This is a genomic window from Pseudomonas sp. DWP3-1-3b3, assembly GCF_049896305.1.
GTDB classification, from domain to species: Bacteria; Pseudomonadota; Gammaproteobacteria; order Pseudomonadales; family Pseudomonadaceae; genus Aquipseudomonas; species Aquipseudomonas azotoformans_A.
Genome location: NZ_JAFCUA010000004.1, coordinates 88,322 through 106,298, shown reverse-complemented (window position 1 = coordinate 106,298; position 17,977 = coordinate 88,322). Strand labels below are relative to the sequence as shown.

Sequence of the window (17,977 nt, the reverse complement as noted above, 5' to 3'; positions counted from 1 at the left end):
CCGATGGCCTACAAGCTTGAGGAGCCACCCTTTGTAGAACAAATGAATACATATGAAACGATCTTCAGCCCCTTCCTAAATGTTCCTTCACCTGGCTGAAAGGTGCGTGTTAGGTGGGTCGGGCAAGACTGCCGGGGTTTGCAATCCTGCTCCCTCCGGAGGTTTCACGCATGCTCGGGCTGGTAAAGACCGCACTGCAAAAGCCGTACACGTTTATCGTGTTGGCCATATTCATCTGCATCATCGGGCCGATGGCGGCCCTGCGTACCCCCACTGACGTTTTCCCGGACATCGGCATCCCCGTGGTTGCCGTGGTCTGGCAGTACAACGGCCTGTCGCCGGACGCCATGGCCGGTCGGGTGATCTACACCTATGAACGCTCCCTGAGCACCACCGTCAACGACATCGAGCATATCGAATCGCAATCCCTGCCCGGCATGGGCATCGTCAAGATCTTCTTCCAACCCGGCGTGGACATCCGCACCGCCAACGCCCAGGTGACAGCGGTGTCACAAACCGTCCTCAAGCAGATGCCGCCGGGCATCACGCCACCGCTGATCCTCAACTACAGCGCCTCCACGGTGCCGATTTTGCAGATGGCGTTCTCCAGCCCCAGCCTCTCGGAAGCCAAGATCCGCGACTTGGTGCAGAACAACATCCGCCTGCCCCTGAGCGCCCTGCCCGGCCTGGCCATGCCTACACCGATGGGCGGCAAGCAACGCCAGATCACGCTGGACCTCGATCCACAGGCACTGGCCGCCAAAGGCTTGTCGGCCCAGGACGTGGGCAACGCCTTGGCCCTGCAGAACCAGATCATCCCGGTGGGCACCGCCAAACTCGGCCCCAACGAATACACGATCCTGCTCAACAACAGCCCCAAGGCCATCGATGAGCTGAATGACCTGCCGATCAAGACCGTCGACGGAGCCTTGATCACCATCGGCCAAGTCGCCCACGTGCGCGACGGCTCGCCGCCGCAGACCAATATCGTGCGCGTCGACGGCCACCGTGCGGTCCTCATGCCAGCGCTGAAAAACGGCAGCATCTCCACCCTGTCGATCATCGACGGTATCCGCCAGATGCTGCCGCGCATCAACGAGACCCTGCCGCCGTCGCTGAAGACCTCGCTGCTGGGTGATGCCTCGGTGTTCGTCAAACAGTCAGTGGGCAGCGTGGCCCAGGAAGGCATCATTGCCGCGCTGCTGACCAGTGCGATGATCCTGCTGTTCCTCGGCAGTTGGCGTTCCACGATCATTATTGCCGCCTCGATTCCCCTGGCCGTGCTGTCGGCGATTGCACTGTTGGCGGTCAGCGGGCAAACCCTCAACGTGATGACCCTCGGCGGGCTGGCGTTGGCGGTGGGGATCCTGGTGGACGACGCCACGGTGACCATCGAAAACATCAACTGGCACCTGGAACAAGGCAAGGCAGTGAAGACCGCGATCCTCGACGGCGCCGCACAGATCGTCGGCCCGGCGTTCGTCTCGCTGCTGTGTATCTGCATCGTGTTCGTGCCGATGTTTTTGCTGCAAGGCATCGCCGGTTACCTGTTCCGGCCGATGGCCCTGGCGGTGATCTTTGCCATGGCCAGCTCGTTCATTCTGTCGCGTACGCTGGTGCCGACCCTGGCGATGTTCCTGCTCAAGCCGCACACGCCGGAGCCAGGCGCCGGGCATCATCCGGAAGATGCATTCATCAATCATCATGAGGGCGAGCAGCACAAGAAACCGCGCAATCGCGTGCTGCAATCGGTGCTGAATTTCCAGCAGGGCTTTGAACGGCACTTCTCAAATATCCGCGACACCTACCATGGCCTGCTGACCTTAGCCTTGGGCAATCGCAAGGGCTTTATCGTCGGTTTCCTTGCTTGCGTGCTGGCGTCGTTCCTGTTGCTGCCGAGTCTTGGCCAGGACTTCTTCCCGGCCACCGACGCGGGTGCATTGGCCCTGCACGTGCGCCTGCCACTGGGCACGCGCATCGAAGAAAGCGCCGCCGCCTTCGACCGTATCGAAGCGCGGATTCGCGAGGTGATTCCCGCCGAAGAACTCGACACCATCGTCGACAACATCGGCATCCCGCTCAGCGGTATCGACATGGCCTACAGCAGCAGCGGCACCATCGGCCCGCAGGACGGCGACATCCAGGTCACCCTGAAAAAAGACCACGCGCCCACCGCCGATTACGTGAAGAAACTGCGCGAAGCCCTGCCGGAAAGCTTCCCCGGTAGCCACTTCGCATTCCTGCCAGCCGACATCAGCAGCCAGATCCTCAACTTCGGCGCCCCAGCCCCACTGGACGTGAAAATCTCCGGGCGCAGCGATGAAGAAAACCGTGCGTATGCGGTGGAACTGGAGCGACGCCTGCAACACGTACCCGGTATCGCCGACCTGCGCATCCAGCAGTCCACCGGCTACCCGTCCTTGCAGGTCAACGTCGACCGCCTGCGCGCCAATGGCCTGGGTATTACCGAACGTGACGTGACCAACAGCATGGTCGCCTCCCTCGCCGGCAGCTCCCAAGTGGCACCGACCTTCTGGCTCAACCCGGCCAACGGCGTGTCCTATTCCATCGTCGCCGCCACCCCGCAATATCGCCTCGACAGCCTGCCTTCGCTGGAAGCGCTGCCGGTGACCGGCGCCGACGGCCAGTCGCAGATCCTTGGCGGCGTGGCCACCATCTCCCGTGTGCAAAGCCCGGCAGTGGTGACCCATTACAACATCGAACCGACCCTGGACCTGTACGCCAACGTGCAAGGTCGCGACCTCGGCGGCGTGGCCCGTGATGTGCAGAAAGTGCTGGATGACACCGCGTCCATGCGCCCCAAAGGCGCGGTGATCAGCCTGCACGGGCAGATCGATGCGTTGCACGAAGCCTTCAGCGGCTTGAGCTTTGGCTTGCTTGGCGCGGTGGTACTGATCTACCTGCTGATCGTGGTCAACTTCCAGTCGTGGGTCGATCCGTTCGTGATCATCACCGCCTTGCCGGCCGCACTGGCGGGGATCGTGTGGATGCTTTTCCTCAGCGGCACCTCGTTGTCGGTGCCCGCCTTGACCGGCGCGATCCTGTGCATGGGCGTGGCCACCGCCAACTCGATCCTGGTGGTGAGTTTCTGCCGTGAACGCCTGGCCGAACATGGCGATGCGCTCAAGGCTGCGCTGGAAGCCGGTTACACGCGCTTTCGCCCGGTGTGCATGACCGCCCTGGCGATGATCATCGGCATGTTGCCTCTGGCGATTTCCGAGGAACAAAACGCCCCGCTCGGCCGGGCGGTGATCGGTGGCCTGATCCTCGCCACCACCGCCACCCTGTTATTTGTCCCCGTGGTCTTCAGCCTGGTCCACGGCCGTCACCCTACTCGCGCCACTGCTGGAGAAACGTCTCATGTCGTCTGATCACAAACCCTCGCGCAAGCGTCTGATGCTCATGGGTGTCGGCGGCCTGACCCTGGCCGCCCTGTTGGTCGCCAACGGCCTGCACGCCCGCACGCTGCACGAACAATCGGTCACCGCCTGGACCGAAACCGCCGCCGTCCCACAGGTGATGGTGTTCCAACCGCAGCAGAATGCCGCCGGCGACACCCTGCGCTTGCCGGCGCACCTGGAAGCCTGGAGCAAGGCGCCGATTCACGCCCGCGTCAGCGGTTACTTGAAAGACTGGAAAGCCGACATCGGCACCCAGGTCAACGCCGGGCAAATCCTTGCCGAGATCGACAGCCCCGACCTGGACCAGCAACTGGCGCAAACCCATGCACGGCTGATACAGGAACAGGCCAACGCACGCCTGGCCGAAACCACCGCGACGCGCTGGCAAAACCTGCTCGCCAGCCATTCGGTATCGCGCCAGGAGGCCGATGAAAAAACCTCCAACGCCGCCGCCGCAAAAGCCAACGCCGAAGCCGCCGCTGCCGACTATGCCAGGCTGTCCGCACTGGAAAGCTACAAGACGATCCGCGCGCCGTTCGCCGGCACCATCACCGCACGCAACACCGATATCGGCCAATTGATCAAGGCCGACACCGACAGCGATCCCGAGCTGTTCAACATCGCCGACACCCATCAATTGCGCCTGTATGTACCCGTGCCGCAGAACTACGCGGCGGTCATCCACCCCGGCCTTGAAGCCGAGCTGACTGTGCCCGAGCACCCCGGTGAGCACTTCAAGGCGCGCCTGATCGGTGATTCCACCGCCATCGACCGCCGTTCCGGCACCTTGCTTGCGCAGTTCGTGGCCGACAACCCCAACGGCGAATTGCTGCCCGGTGACTACGCCGAAGCCACCTTGCCGATTCCGGCGGATACCCATGGCGTAAGCATCCCGGCCAGCGCGTTGATCTTCCGGGCCCAAGGCACACAGGTGGCGGTATTGGACGCGCAGAATCACGTGCACCTGCAGGACATTCACATCGGCCTCGACCTGGGCGAACGCCTGGTCATCGACCAAGGCCTGAAACCCGTCGATCGTGTAGTCGACAACCCTCCAGACGCCCTGCGTGAGGGCGATCCGGTACAGCTGGCCGCCGCCGGAGGTGCGCATGCGCCTAAGGCTTAAACCCCTGGCAGCGCTGATGCTGCTGGCGTTGCAGGGCTGCTCGATGGCGCCGACCTACAAGGTGCCTACTGTCGACCTGCCGGCCGGGTATCGCGAACAGACCAGCGAGGGTCCCTGGCACAGCGCGCAACCGTCCGATCAATTGGCCCCCGAATGGTGGACGCTCTACCAGGATTCGCGCCTGAACGACCTGCAACAGCAACTGCTCAAGGCCAACCCCGACTTGGCGGCGGCACTCGCGCACTTCGATGCGTCCCAGGCCTATGCCAGCCAATTGCATGCGGGGTTGTTCCCGCAGATCACCGCCAGCGCGCAGCCATTGCGCCAACGGCAATCGGACTCGCGGCCGCTGCGAGGGGATACGCAGCCATCGGTGTACAACAGCAACACCGCTGGTTTTTCGCTGAGCTACGACCTGGACCTGTGGGGCAAAATCCGCAACCAGGTGGCGGCCGGTGATGCCCAGGCACAGGCGTCCGGCGATGATTTGGCGGTGGCGCGCTTGAGCCTGCAACATCAGTTAGCGACGTTGTACGTACAACTCAACGGACTGGATGCCCAGGCTCGGATTCTCAAGAGTTCGCTGGATGATTTCAGCCAGGCATTGCAACTGACTCGCAGCCGATATGAGGGCCAGATTGCGTCGGAGCTCGACCTGACGCGCGCGCAGAATCAGTTGGCCGAAGCCAAGGCGCAATGGGATGAAGTGCAGGGCCAACGCAACCTCACCGAACATGCGATAGGCGAATTGGTGGGCGTGGCCGCCAGCAATTTCAGTTTATCGCCAAGCGAGAGGTTGATCGCGCTGCCGGGGATTCCTTCGCAGCTACCGAGCCACCTGTTGCAACGTCGGCCAGATATCGCGGCGGCGGAACGCCGGGTGTTTGCTGCCAATGCAAATATCGGCGTAGCCAAGGCCGCGTGGTACCCGGACTTCAGCCTGACCGGGCTGATCGGCGGGCAGACGCAAGGCGTCGGTAACCTGCTGTCGGCGGGCAATCGCTATTGGGCGCTGGGCCCACTGGTGAACTTGCCGATCTTTGATGGCGGCCGCTTGAGCGCCAATGAACGCCAAGCCAAAGCCGAGTTTGAAGAAGCTTCGGCGCAATACCGCAGCCATGTCTTGAAAGCGGTGCGCGAAGTCGAGGACAACCTGGCGCAGCTACGAGACCTGCAACAGGAAGCCCAGGATGAGCAAGCGGCGGCGGATGCGGCGCAACACACACAATCGCTGGCGATGAACAGCTACGAGGCCGGCGCGGTAAGCTACCTGGACGTGGTCACCGCACAGACGGCAGCCTTGCAGGCACAACGCACGTTGCAGGCAGTACAGACCCGTCAGTTGCAGGCGAGCGTGGGGTTGGTCACCGCGCTCGGTGGGGGTTGGCAATCTGGCGACCCGGTTTTGCACCAATCAACTTTGCCTGCCCGTCCTTCTGCTTCCCCGTCCGCGCCTCGGTGATCAAGCCCGGAATCAACTTGCCCTCGGGCAGGTTTTTCCAGAACCGGCTCGGCAGATGCCCCTCCATCACCTTGGGGTTCAAGCGTGCCGGGTTGAAGATGTGGCTGTAATAGGTCAGCCACATCGCACTGTGGGGGTCCTCGACATTCTGTGCCAGCTGGCGCCAAGCCTCGGGGCACTCGCGCTGATGAACAAGCTGCTCGCCATCGTAATACACCCCATCCAACGGCGTGGCGATCATCCAGCGATGACGCCCCATTCGTCCTACAAAATGCTGACTGGCGGACTTCAGGATGTCGTGGGCCGGCTCATGCCAGGCCACATATTCCGGCAACTCCAGCCCCGCCCCGGCCGGTAGCGCGACAAACCGCACAAACGCGTGCAAATGATGCGCCTCGCGACTGACCTGCTTGATCCGCCGCTGCAACTCACTGCCCAGCTTGTCCCCCGCCAGCATCGCCGTGCGGTCACCATGACTGACGCGCCACAACACTTCATACAACAGGCTCCAGCGCTGGTCCCCGTGATAGCAGGCCGCCGACTCCAGCAATTCCAGCAGGGCCTTGGGCACCCGCGTCTGGTAAGGCCCCAAGCCTTCGGGAATCGGTTCGTCGGTGGCAAACAGGTCCGCCACCTCAGCCTCGCCCCAGCTCACCTGGCTGGGGTCGACCTGATGGCTCAGTAGCCAGCGCGCCTGCTCGCGCCAAGTGCTGAACAGGTTGTTGCACTCCAGGCTGATCATCCCCACAAGCCCATTTGCTGCGGCTGCGGACGGTCGCGCAATTGTTCGCGCAGCAACACGCTGGTGCTGTCGGCCTGCTGCGGATGGTAGTCGCTGGTGATGAAAAACGGCTTGGCCTTGGCCAGCACACACCGCATGCGCGCCAGGTCTTCAAAGCGGATCTTGCGCTCACGGCGTAGGTCCACCAGGCGCTGGGTAGTGCGCAGGCCAATGCCTGGGATACGCGCGATCAAGGTCGGTTCGGCGCGGTTCAGGTCCAGGGGGAACACCTCACGGTTTTCCAGGGCCCAGGCCAGCTTGGGGTCGATATCCAGGGCCAGGTGGCCGGGGCCTTGGAAAAGCTCGTTGGCGCTGAAGCCATAACTGCGCAGCAAAAAATCCGCCTGGTACAAGCGGTGCTCGCGCATCAAGGGCGGTGCTGCCAGGGGCACGCTTTTCGGGCTGTTGGGAATGGGGCTGAACGCCGAGTAATACACGCGGCGCAGCTTGAAGTTACCGTACAACGCCTCGGCACCGTGGAGGATGGTGCTGTCATCGGTGTCGTCGGCGCCGACGATCAGTTGCGTGCTCTGCCCGGCCGGGGCAAAACGCGGCGCGCGCGGTTCGTTGCGGACCGTCTGCTCGCCCGTGTAGATGGTCTGCATGGCCTGCTTGATCGACACGATCTTTTTTTCCGGCGCCAGGGTCTGCAGGCTGGCCTCGGTGGGCAGTTCGATGTTCACGCTCAGGCGATCGGCATACTTTCCGGCTTCGGCGATCAGTGCCGGATCGGCGTCGGGAATGGTCTTGAGATGGATATAGCCGCGAAAGTCATGCTCTTCGCGCAGCAATTTGGCGACCCGCACCAGTTGCTCCATGGTGTAGTCGGACGAACGGATGATGCCGGAACTGAGAAACAGCCCGCTGACGCAATTGCGCCGGTAGAAATCCAGGGTCAGAGTAACCACCTCCTCCGGGCTGAAACGCGCGCGGGGCACGTCGCTGGAGCGGCGGTTGACGCAGTACTGGCAGTCGTAAAGACAGAAGTTGGTGAGCAACACCTTGAGCAGCGACACACAACGCCCGTCCGGCGTGTAGCTATGGCAAATGCCCATGCCATCGGTGGAACCCAGCCCCGCCTTGCCCTCGGAGCTACGCTTGGGCGCACCACTGCTGGCGCACGAAGCATCGTACTTGGCGGCGTCGGCGAGGATGCTGAGTTTTTCGATCAACTGCATGGAGGGTTACCGACACTGGTTTTTTGTACAGTATCAGCCAACCCTCCGGGTCACAAGTGCAGCCTGTCAGCTTGCCGTGGCGAGCAACAGGTCCTGCACCGAGCGCCCCTTGCCGCGCCCACGGTCCAGCGCATACAACGACGCCGCAATCTCATCCGCACGAATCGGCAATACCGACAGCAAAGTATCGCTCAAGCCGTGGCTGGCCTGGCTGAAGCCCTGGATGTAGATACCGGCGTTGCAACGCTCGTCGGTGACGATGCGGTAGTCACGCGCCACCTCGAAGTCACCCAGGTAGTCTTCCAGCGGCGCGAGCAAGGCGCGGTGCGTCTGGCGCTCGTAGCCGGTGGCCAGGATCACCGCGTCGTAGTGGTTGATGCTGGTGTCGCCGTTGGCGTTGTTGCGCAGCACCAGTTCGATGCCCAGCGGGCCTGGGGTGGCCTTCTCGACCACGGTCATGGTGCGGAATGCCTGGCGCGCGATGCCGGAGACTTTCTGGCGGTAGAAGATGCCGTAGATACGCTCGATCAGGTCCAGGTCCACCACCGAATAGTTGGTGTTCTGGTATTCGGCGACCAGACGCTCACGCTCGGCGCCCTCTTGCTGGAACACCAGGTCGGTGAAGGCCGGCGAGAACACTTCGTTGACGAACGGGCTGTCGTCGGCGGGCTTGAGCGCCGAACCGCGCAGGATCATGTCAACCTGCACCGACGGGAAGCTGTCGTTCAGGTCGATGAAGGCTTCTGCGGCGCTCTGGCCACCGCCGATGATGGCGATGCGCATGGCCTTGCCCTCGACACACGGCTGGCTGGCCATGCGCTCCAGGTATTGGGAATGGTGGAACACCCGGCTGTCGCCCTTGAGCGCCTTGAACGCTTCAGGAATACGCGGCGTGCCGCCGGCGCTGACCACCACGGAACGGGTGGTGCGCACATGTTGCTCACCCAGCGCATCGCGGGAAATCACGCGCAGCGCTTCAACCTGCTGCTGGTGCAGGATCGGCTCGATGGCCAGCACTTCCTCGCCATAGCGCGCCTGGGCCTGGAACTGCCCGGCGACCCAGCGCAGGTAGTCGTTGTACTCCATGCGGCACGGGTAGAAGGTGCCCAGGTTGATGAAGTCCACCAGGCGTTCGTGGGCTTTCAGGTAGTTGACGAAGGAATACGGGCTGGTGGGATTGCGCAGGGTCACCAGGTCCTTGAGGAACGAGATCTGCAGTTCGCTCTGGGTCACCAGGGTATTGCCGTGCCAGCGGTAGTCAGCCTGTTTGTCGAGAAACAGCACGTCCAGTTTGCCCTGGGCCTTTTCGCGCTCCTGCAGGGCGATGGCCAGCGCCAGGTTCGAAGGGCCGAAACCGATACCGATCAGGTCGTGAACCGCGGGCGAAGCAATTGCCTGTGTCATTCCAGTGTCCTCTGGATAAGCCCCTTGGCGGTGGGGCGGGAATACCTTCAAGACCTGAACAACAGGCCGTGTGTTGATAGGAAACGAGGACAGTGAAATAAAATTTAACTGATCATTGATCAGTGCGCTTCCCACTCGCGCATCCGCACCCGGCAGTGCTTCATGGCGTTGACGATGTGTTTTTCCACCAGGGCGCGGGAAATGCACAGGCGTTCGGCGATCTGCAGGTGGGTCAGGCCTTCGAGCTTGCGCAGCAGGAAGCTGTCGCGACAAGCCACCGGCAGCTCGGCCAGGGCGCGTTCGAGCAGTTCCAGCCGCTGGCCGTGGTCGTGACTGGTATGGGGCGAACTGCTGGCGAAGCACTCTTGCGCATCCAGCACGTCCAGGGGTTCGACCTGGCGCAAGGCGTTGCGCCGATGGCCGTCGATCACCAGGTTGAGCGCGGTGCGGTACAAAAAGGCACGGGGTTGTTCGATGGGCGTGTCGCTGGAGCGCTCCAGCACCCGGACATAAGCGTCATGCACCACATCCTCGGCCACCTGACGGTTGCCCAGCTTGGCGTTGAGGAAACACACCAGCTCGCGATAGTAGTTTTCCAACATGACTCCCGACCGCCGGGTGGCGGCATTAGGTCCTTGGGTGCAAATAAAGACAGCCTTCAGGTGATGGCAGTTTGAGTGCGTGCAATTTATAGTAATTCTCATCTACTTTTAAAGCAGACTTGCATCAACGGACGATTTTTTTCTTCAAGGGAGCTGTAACTGCTTATGTAACTGCCTAAATCCCCGCGCAATTCCCTCGTTTACTTGTCAGCTCCCCGCAACTGCGGTCCGAACTTTCCTGGCTGGAACCAAAGCATGAAACGCCCTCGACCTGCCCGACGCGCCTTGCTTGTTATCGCGTGCCTGATCCCCATTTTCGCCATCGCAGCCTGGCAAGTGCTGCCGCCGGGGCGTGACACCCTCACCACCGTCACCGTCACCCGCGGCAGTATCGAAAACAGCGTGACCGCCCTGGGCACCCTGCAGCCGCGCCGTTATGTGGACGTGGGCGCCCAGGCCTCAGGACAGATCCGCAAGATCCACGTCGAGGCGGGCGACCAGGTCCAGGAAGGCCAGTTGCTGGTGGAGATCGATCCGTCCACGCAAAAAGCCAAGCTGGACGCCAGCCGCTACGCCATCGAAAACCTCAAGGCCCAGTTGCAGGAACAAAAGGCCCAGCACGAACTGGCACGCCAGAAGTACCAGCGCCAGCAACGCCTGGCGGCCGGCAACGCCACCCGTGAAGAAGACGTGCAAACCGCCAAGGCCGAACTGAGCGCCACCCAGGCGCGGGTCGACATGTTCCAGGCGCAGATCCAGCAAGCCCAGGCCAGCCTGCGCAGTGACGAAGCGGAATTGGGCTACACACGCATCTACGCGCCCATGGCCGGCACCGTGGTCGCGGTAGACGCGCGGGTCGGCCAGACCCTCAACGCCCAACAGCAGACGCCGTTGATCCTGCGCATCGCCAAGTTGTCGCCGATGACCGTGTGGGCGGAAGTCTCGGAAGCGGATATCGGCCACGTCAAACCGGGCATGACCGCGTATTTCACCACGTTGAGTGGCGGCAACCGGCGCTGGACCAGCACCGTGCGCCAGATCCTGCCGATCCCGCCCAAGCCATTGAATGAAACCCAGGGCAGCGGCAGCCCCAACAGCACCAGTAAAAGTGGCAGCGGCCGCGTGGTGCTGTACACCGTGCTGCTGGACGTGGACAACAGCGACAACGCCTTGATGGCCGAAATGACCACCCAGGTATTTTTCGTCGCCAGCCAGGTCAAGGACGCCCTCACCGCGCCGGTCGCCGCGTTATCGGGCACGGCCAATGCCAACCAGCAGATCGCCCAGGTCGTGGGCAAGAATGGCCGCATCGAACAACGCCAGGTGCAGGTGGGCATCAGCGACCGCCTGCGCGTCCAGGTGCTCGACGGCTTGAGCGAAGGCGATCAACTGCTGATCGGCCCGGCCGACGGCAACGGGGGTTGAGTTGACCACGCCCCTGATCGAACTCAAGCACATCCGCAAGTCCTACGGCGGCGGCGACAGCCCGCAGGTCGACGTATTGCGCGGCATCGACCTGTCGATCCATGCCGGGGAATTCGTCGCCATCGTCGGCGCCTCGGGTTCCGGCAAGTCCACGTTGATGAATATCCTCGGCTGTCTCGACCGCCCAAGCACCGGCGACTACCTGTTCGCCGGGGAGAACGTCGCCCATCTGGACAGCGACGAACTCGCCTGGCTGCGCCGCGAAGCCTTCGGCTTCGTGTTCCAGGGCTACCACCTGATCCCTTCCGGCTCGGCTCAGGAAAACGTCGAGATGCCGGCGATCTACGCCGGTATCAGCGCCGCCGAGCGCCATGCCCGCGCCCATGCCCTGCTCACCCGCCTGGGCCTGGAGGAGCGCACCGGCAACCGTCCGCACCAGCTTTCCGGTGGCCAGCAACAGCGGGTCTCCATCGCCCGTGCATTGATGAACGGCGGGCATATCATCCTCGCCGACGAACCCACCGGCGCCCTCGACAGCCACAGCGGCGCCGAGGTCATGACCCTGCTCGACGAACTCGCCAGCCAGGGCCACGTGGTGATCCTGATCACCCACGACCGCGAAGTGGCGGCGCGGGCCAATCGCATCATCGAGATCCGCGATGGTTTGATCATCAGCGATTCAGCCGACGGCAACGACGTTGCACCGGCATTGGCGAACGGCGCCCTGCAAGCCGTGGACCTGCGCCAGCGCCTGGCCGACGGCGCCGAGCACAATGGCGCGTGGAAAGCCGAGCTGGTGGATGCGGTGCAAGCCGCCTGGCGGGTGATGTGGATCAACCGCTTCCGCACCGCGCTGACCCTGCTGGGGATCATCATCGGCGTAGCCTCGGTGGTGGTGATGCTGGCGGTGGGCGAAGGCAGCAAGCGCCAGGTCATGGCGCAAATGGGCGCGTTCGGCTCCAACATCATCTACCTCAGTGGCTCGTCGCCGAACCCGCGTACGCCGCTGGGCATTGTTACCCTCGATGACGTCCACGCGCTGGCGGCCCTGCCCCAGGTCCAGCGCATCATGCCGGTCAACGGCAGCGAAGCCGGGGTGCGTTACGGCAACGTGGACTACATGGCGTATGTGGGCGGCAATGACACCAATTTCCCGGAGATTTTCAATTGGCCGGTGGTCGAGGGCAGTTACTTCACGGCCGCCGACGAGCGCGCCGCCGCCACCGTGGCGGTGATCGGCCATCGCGTGCGCGAGAAGCTGTTCAAAGGCGAGGTCAACCCGATCGGCCAGTACATCCTGATTGAAAACGTGCCGTTCCAGGTGATCGGTGTGCTGGCGGAAAAAGGCGCCGCTTCCGGCAACAAGGACAGTGACGACCGCGTCGCCATCCCTTACACCGCCGCCAGCGTGCGCCTGTTCGGCAGCTACAACCCCGAATATGTGGTGATCGCGGCGGCGGATGCGCGCAAGGTCCACGAAGCCGAAGTCGCCATTGATCAGTTGATGCAAAAGTTGCACAACGGCAAGCGCGACTACGAGCTGACCAACAACGCCGCGATGATCCAGGCCGAGGCCCGCACGCAGAACACGCTGTCATTGATGCTCGGTTCGATTGCGGCGATTTCCCTGTTGGTGGGCGGCATCGGCGTGATGAACATCATGTTGATGACCGTGCGCGAACGCACCCGTGAAATCGGCATCCGCATGGCCACCGGCGCACGCCAGCGCGACATCCTGCGCCAGTTCCTCACGGAAGCGGTGATGCTCTCGGTGGTCGGCGGCTTGTGTGGCATCGCCCTCGCCTTGTTGGTCGGCGGCGTGTTGGTACTGGCCAAGGTGGCGGTGCAGTTCTCCCTCTTGGCGGTGTTTGGCGCATTTGGTTGCGCACTCGTCACCGGCGTCGTATTCGGCTTCATGCCGGCCCGTAAAGCTGCCCGGCTCGATCCGGTTAAGGCGTTGACCAGTGAATAAACAGTCCTTCTACCTGCCTGCCTTGTGCGTGTTACTCAGCGCCTGCACCGGCAACCCGCCCGCGCTCGACAGCGGGATTGCAGCGCCTGCCGCCTGGCAATTTGCCGAACGCGACGCTGCCCAAGCCACCAACCAGCAATGGTGGACGCAGTTTGGCAGCCCGCAGCTCAACCGCCTGGTCGAACAGGCCCGGCGTGACAGTTTCGACGTGGCCGCCGCCACCGCCCGCGTGCGCCAGGCCCAAGCCAGCGCAGTGATTGCCGGCGCGCCGTTGTTGCCGGAAGTGAAGCTCAACCTCACCAGCAGCCGCCAGAAGTTGTTGCGCGGCCCGGGTGGACCGGAACTTGACGCAACGCAAAGCAATGACGCCGTCGACAACTTTGGCGCCAACCTCAGCGCCAGCTACGAAGTGGACTTCTGGGGTGGCCGCGCCGCCGCCCGCGACAGCGCCCTGCATAGCCTGCGTGCCAGCGAATTTGACCAGGCCACCGTGGAGCTGACCTTGCTCAGCAGCGTGGCCGACCGCTACGCGCAAACCCTGGCCGCCCAGCAGCGCCAGCAGATTGCCGAGCTGAACCTGGCCAACGCGCGCAACGTGCTCGACCTGGTGCAGACCCGCTATGACGCCGGCTCCGCCACCGCCCTGGAATTGGCCCAGCAAAAAAGCCTGGTGGCCAGCCAGCAACGCCAACTGCCGCTGATCCAGCAACTGGCCGAAGAGTCGCGGATCACGCTGGCCGCCCTCCTCGGCCAACCGGTCCAGACGTTGGATCTGGGCGCAGAACCGTTCCAGGCACTCACTTGGCCAACGATCGGTGCCGGTATGCCGAGCCAATTGCTCAGCCGCCGTCCTGATATCGCCAAGGCCGAGGCGCAATTGGCGGCCGCACAGGCCGACGTCACCGTGGCCCGCGCGGCCATGCTGCCCGCCATCACCCTCGGCGCGACCCTGGGTTCCGACGCCTACAAGGCCGTGGATGTCCTGCGCAGCCCCTACTACACGCTGACCGCCGGGCTGGTGGCGCCGATCTTCAACAACGGCCGTTTAAGTGCTGAACGCGACAAGGCCCGCGCGCGCCAGGATGAACTGCTGCAAACCTATCGCGGTGCGATCATCAACGGCTTTGCCGACGTAGAAAAATCCCTCAGCAGCATCACGCGTCTCGACCAGCAGCGCGAATGGCAAAGCGAAGAACTGCAACAGGCCCAGACCGCCTTCCAGATCGCTGAAAGCCGCTACCAGGCCGGTGCCGAAGACCTGCTCACAGTACTGGAAACCCAACGCACCCTGTACGCGGCCCAGGATCAGAATGTGCAACTGCGGCTGTCGCGCCTGCAGGCCAGCATCGCGTTGTATAAGGCATTGGGCGGCGGCTGGCAGACACAGATCCGATAAACAAAACTCCGCTTTCGTACATCAGCTGTCTTCTCGCCCTACATTCTTCGACCAAAGGTCCTTGGTAAAAAAACCGCTCTCACACGGTTGCCCAGGACCTCTTGATGACTGTCGCAAAATACCTGACGTGCGCCTGTCTCTGGGTAACAGCCAGTGCTGCCCAAGAACTGATTCCCCCCACCGCCATTGATTGGCTGCTGGATTGCCCACTGCCCACCGTTGAACGCCTGGACCCTGAAGTGCTGCAACGCACCCAATGCGGGGTCGTGAGCGTGCCGCGCAATTACGCCGCGCCTCGGCAAGGCAATCTGCGTCTCTACCTGACCCGCGTCGGCGCCCGTGACCCGCTGAACCGCGAAGGCGTGGTGTTCGCCCAAGCTGGCGATGCCCCCAAAAGGAACCAGGGCGGCACCTTTGTCATTCACCTGACCAGCCTCTGGGGCTCCTACTCCAACCCGGCGTATCGCACGCTGGTCAACCGCTACGACGTCATCGAGCTCAGCCCCCGCGACCTCGGCAACGACAACGGCGTCGAACAGGCCGCCCAGGACCTGGAGTTTGTCCGCACCCAACTGGGCGACGCCCAACTGCTCTACCTGGGCAATGCCGATGCTGCCCGCCTGGGCAACCGGTACGCGGCGCTGTTTCCCGAACGGGTGGCGCGCATGGTGCTGGTCAATGCGCAGCCGTCTGAATCGGCAGCGCCCCAGGTCGAACAATTACGCTTGAAAGAAACGGCCAAACAGGATGCCAGCAGCTGCATCAACCGCTGGGTGGGCGACTTCCTGGTCTTCGGCAAGCAGCCTCCGCCATCCACACGCTGCCTGGATTCGGGCAACGGCGAGTAACCATCCGATTGCGACCTCTTGCCATCGAAAACGACACCCGCCGTTGACGCTGCATCCCGATCGTTATTAAGTGCTATTAATCCGCATTAATACGATAAATCGAACTTATGCTAAGCCGCCCGCTACGACGCAAACGCCAGAAGCTGTCCGATGTGATTGTCGAGTCGGTCAAGCGCTCCATCGTCACCGACGCCTTGAAACCCGGCGACCGCCTGCCCACCGAACGCGAGCTGATGGAAAGCTTCCAGTGCTCCAAAGGTTCGGCCCGCGAAGCGCTCAAGGCGCTGGAAGTGGAAGGCCTGGTGAGCACTCGCACCGGGCCCAGTGGCGGCGCCTACCTGAACCAGGCCGGCACCGAACCGGCCAGCCGCGCGTTGCGCAACTACCTGCACTTCCAGCATCTGGACGGCGAACAGGTGTACCAACTGCGCAAAGTCATCGAAGTGGAGCTCGCGGTATCGGTGCTCGGGCGCTTGAGCGAAGAGGACTACCAGGCCCTGCAAGACAACGTGGATTTTTGCAGCGCCCCCGAAGACAGTGAAGCCGGCCAGCGTGAACAGCGCCTGGCGGAACTGGAGTTCCACAACTTGCTGGCCAAGGCCTGCCCCAACCCGTTGCTGAGTTTCATAGCGCAGTTCCTCAACGATCTGCTGCGCGACCTGGTGGTGCTGAAAAAAGCCTACAAGCCCAAGCGCAAGCAGTTCGACGCCGCCAACCTCGACTATCACAAGCAGTTGCTGATCGCCTTTCGTGCCGGGGATGAAAGCGCAGTACGCAGCTTGATGCATGAACACATGTGCGATGCCGAACACCACATGACCGCCCTTGAAGGCCAGGTCAGCCCGCATTTCCTATTGGAGTTCGATCACAACCACTAAAAACGCCACAGCACCTACTGTGCAAACCCGATCAATGTGGGAGCTGGCTTGCCTGCGAATGCATCGACTCGGTTTGACAGAAACACCGAGGCGCCTGCATCGCAGGCAAGCCAGCTCCCACACTCGATCCAGTTCCAACCGTTAGAGCGTTTGCCCCAACCAATAACAGGCCTGCCCACAGGCCCTTGCTCCACCGTATCGCCATTGCCACTCCTGCCAATAACTAAACCAGGGAGTCACCCCATGCAGCGTCGTACGTTGTTGAAAGCCAGTCTTACCGCAGCCGCCGCCCTCAGCCTCCCGCTGAGCATCCGGTCTGCATTCGCCGCCGAGCCTTTTACCTTTTACGGCCTCAAGTCCATGTCTGGCGCCTTTGCCAGCTATGGCAAGTTTGCCGACATGGGTTCGCGCCTGGCGGTGGAACAACACCCCGAGCTACTCGGCCGCCCGCTGAACTACAAGGTGATCGACACCGAGGGCAATGCCGGCAAGGCTGTGCGCAAGGTGCAGGAAGCCATCCAGCAGGATGGCGCGCGGTTCTTCCAGGGCTGCACCCTGTCGTCCTCGGCACTGGCGGTGGCCAAGGAAGTGGACAAGGTCGGCGGTGTGTTCATGACCCCGGTGGGCGCCGATGAAGTCACCGGCAAGGACTGCAACAAGGCAACCTTCCGCTGGTCGGTGCCCACCTACGGCGCGATCCGCGAAACCATGGTGCCGCTGATCAAGCTGCTGCCGGACGCCAAGCGCTGGTACACCATCACCCCGCAGTACGTGTTCGGCGAAGCGCTGCTCGAAGGCGCGAAGAATGTGCTCAAGGAAAACGGCCTGGAACACATCGGCAACAGCTACCACTCGTTGCAGGAGCAGGAATTTTCCGGCTACCTGACCAACGCCATCGCCGCCAAACCCGATGTGCTGGTGCTGCTCAACTTCGGCAGCCAGTCGTCCAACACCCTGCGCCAGGCGGTGAACTTCGGTATCAAGGAACGCATGAAGGTGCTGCTGGTGTGGTCCGCCGGCCTCGACCAGTTCCAGGAGCTGGGCAGCGACGTGCTGGAAGGCGTGTACCTCGGCGCGCAGTACTGGCACCAGGTCGACACCCCGCTCAACCGTGAACTGGTCAAGCTCACCCAAGCCAAATACGGCATCAACCCTACCTACCCGCTGGCCGCCGATTACATCAGCACCAAGGTCATGCTCGAAGCCATTATTTCTACCGGCAGCTTCGACGGGCCGACCGTGGCCAAGGCCCTGCAGGGCCTGAGCTACGAAGGGCCCACCGGCAAGGAATCGATCCGCGCCGGCGACCACCAGGTGATCAAGGATTACTACCTGCTGATCGGCAAGGCCACCGCCGACATGGCCGACAAGGACGACCTGGCCAAGGTGCTCAGCGCCGGCCAGTCGTTCCCGCCGGTGGAAGCCACGGGCTGCACGCTCGGCTGATCCCCCTGAATTTGGTAGCGCAGGGCCGTGCAAGCGG

Annotated in this window: 12 protein-coding genes and 1 pseudogene; 9 read left to right on the top strand and 4 right to left on the bottom strand. The window is 62.8% G+C overall.

Annotated features, from left to right (window positions below; genetic code table 11):
* Positions 1–170: 170 nt before the first annotated feature.
* The 3 genes and pseudogenes from ACP7BX_RS13660 to ACP7BX_RS13650 all read left to right on the top strand — a co-directional run.
* The gene (locus ACP7BX_RS13660) at positions 171–3,392 is read left to right on the top strand and encodes an efflux RND transporter permease subunit (RefSeq protein WP_426160835.1); all 3,222 of its coding nucleotides are present in this window, start codon (positions 171–173) and stop codon (positions 3,390–3,392) included.
* Positions 3,382–4,548: an efflux RND transporter periplasmic adaptor subunit gene (locus ACP7BX_RS13655; RefSeq protein ID WP_426160833.1), complete on the top strand. Its 1,167-nt coding sequence runs from the start codon at positions 3,382–3,384 to the stop codon at positions 4,546–4,548. Before ACP7BX_RS13660 ends, ACP7BX_RS13655 begins: the two co-directional genes overlap by 11 nt.
* Positions 4,532–5,944: pseudogene (locus ACP7BX_RS13650) on the top strand (efflux transporter outer membrane subunit); the annotation flags it as partial. The gene ACP7BX_RS13655 and the pseudogene ACP7BX_RS13650, both read left to right, overlap by 17 nt.
* On the opposite strand, the gene ACP7BX_RS13645 reads toward ACP7BX_RS13650, so the two are convergent.
* The 4 genes from ACP7BX_RS13645 to ACP7BX_RS13630 all read right to left on the bottom strand — a co-directional run bounded on the left by ACP7BX_RS13645 (position 5,913) and on the right by ACP7BX_RS13630 (position 9,975).
* Positions 5,913–6,752 (bottom strand): TIGR03915 family putative DNA repair protein, encoded by an 840-nt coding sequence (locus tag ACP7BX_RS13645; RefSeq protein ID WP_033903276.1) that lies wholly within the window; start codon positions 6,750–6,752, stop codon positions 5,913–5,915. The pseudogene ACP7BX_RS13650 and the gene ACP7BX_RS13645 sit on opposite strands and share 32 nt — an antisense overlap.
* A complete protein-coding gene (locus ACP7BX_RS13640; protein ID WP_038847671.1) occupies positions 6,749–7,969 on the bottom strand; it encodes a putative DNA modification/repair radical SAM protein in 1,221 nt (406 codons plus the stop codon). The genes ACP7BX_RS13645 and ACP7BX_RS13640 overlap by 4 nt, the downstream gene beginning before the upstream one ends.
* Before the next feature lie 66 nt (positions 7,970–8,035).
* Positions 8,036–9,373, bottom strand: a complete 1,338-nt coding sequence (locus tag ACP7BX_RS13635) for a lysine N(6)-hydroxylase/L-ornithine N(5)-oxygenase family protein (RefSeq protein WP_426160832.1) — start codon at positions 9,371–9,373, stop codon at positions 8,036–8,038.
* 119 nt (positions 9,374–9,492) lie between these two features.
* Positions 9,493–9,975 carry a sigma-70 family RNA polymerase sigma factor gene (locus ACP7BX_RS13630; protein ID WP_426160831.1) on the bottom strand — a complete coding sequence of 161 codons (483 nt, stop codon included), beginning with the start codon at positions 9,973–9,975 and terminating at the stop codon, positions 9,493–9,495.
* A gap of 255 nt (positions 9,976–10,230) precedes the next feature.
* Between ACP7BX_RS13630 and ACP7BX_RS13625 the strand changes: the two genes are divergently transcribed.
* The 6 genes from ACP7BX_RS13625 to ACP7BX_RS13600 all read left to right on the top strand — a co-directional run bounded on the left by ACP7BX_RS13625 (position 10,231) and on the right by ACP7BX_RS13600 (position 17,940).
* Positions 10,231–11,400 carry an efflux RND transporter periplasmic adaptor subunit gene (locus ACP7BX_RS13625; RefSeq protein WP_426160830.1) on the top strand — a complete coding sequence of 390 codons (1,170 nt, stop codon included), beginning with the start codon at positions 10,231–10,233 and terminating at the stop codon, positions 11,398–11,400.
* 1 nt (position 11,401) lies between these two features.
* Positions 11,402–13,372, top strand: coding sequence for a MacB family efflux pump subunit (locus ACP7BX_RS13620; protein ID WP_426160829.1), 1,971 nt, complete (start codon positions 11,402–11,404; stop codon positions 13,370–13,372).
* Entirely contained in the window at positions 13,365–14,768 is a 1,404-nt protein-coding gene (locus ACP7BX_RS13615; RefSeq protein WP_426160828.1) for an efflux transporter outer membrane subunit, read from the top strand. Before ACP7BX_RS13620 ends, ACP7BX_RS13615 begins: the two co-directional genes overlap by 8 nt.
* 104 nt (positions 14,769–14,872) lie before the next feature.
* Positions 14,873–15,616, top strand: coding sequence for an alpha/beta fold hydrolase (locus ACP7BX_RS13610; protein ID WP_426160827.1), 744 nt, complete (start codon positions 14,873–14,875; stop codon positions 15,614–15,616).
* 107 nt (positions 15,617–15,723) lie between these two features.
* Positions 15,724–16,494: a FadR/GntR family transcriptional regulator gene (locus ACP7BX_RS13605; RefSeq protein ID WP_426160826.1), complete on the top strand. Its 771-nt coding sequence runs from the start codon at positions 15,724–15,726 to the stop codon at positions 16,492–16,494.
* Between the two features lie 243 nt (positions 16,495–16,737).
* Entirely contained in the window at positions 16,738–17,940 is a 1,203-nt protein-coding gene (locus tag ACP7BX_RS13600; protein ID WP_033903285.1) for an ABC transporter substrate-binding protein, read from the top strand.
* The last annotated feature ends 37 nt before the right edge of the window (positions 17,941–17,977 follow it).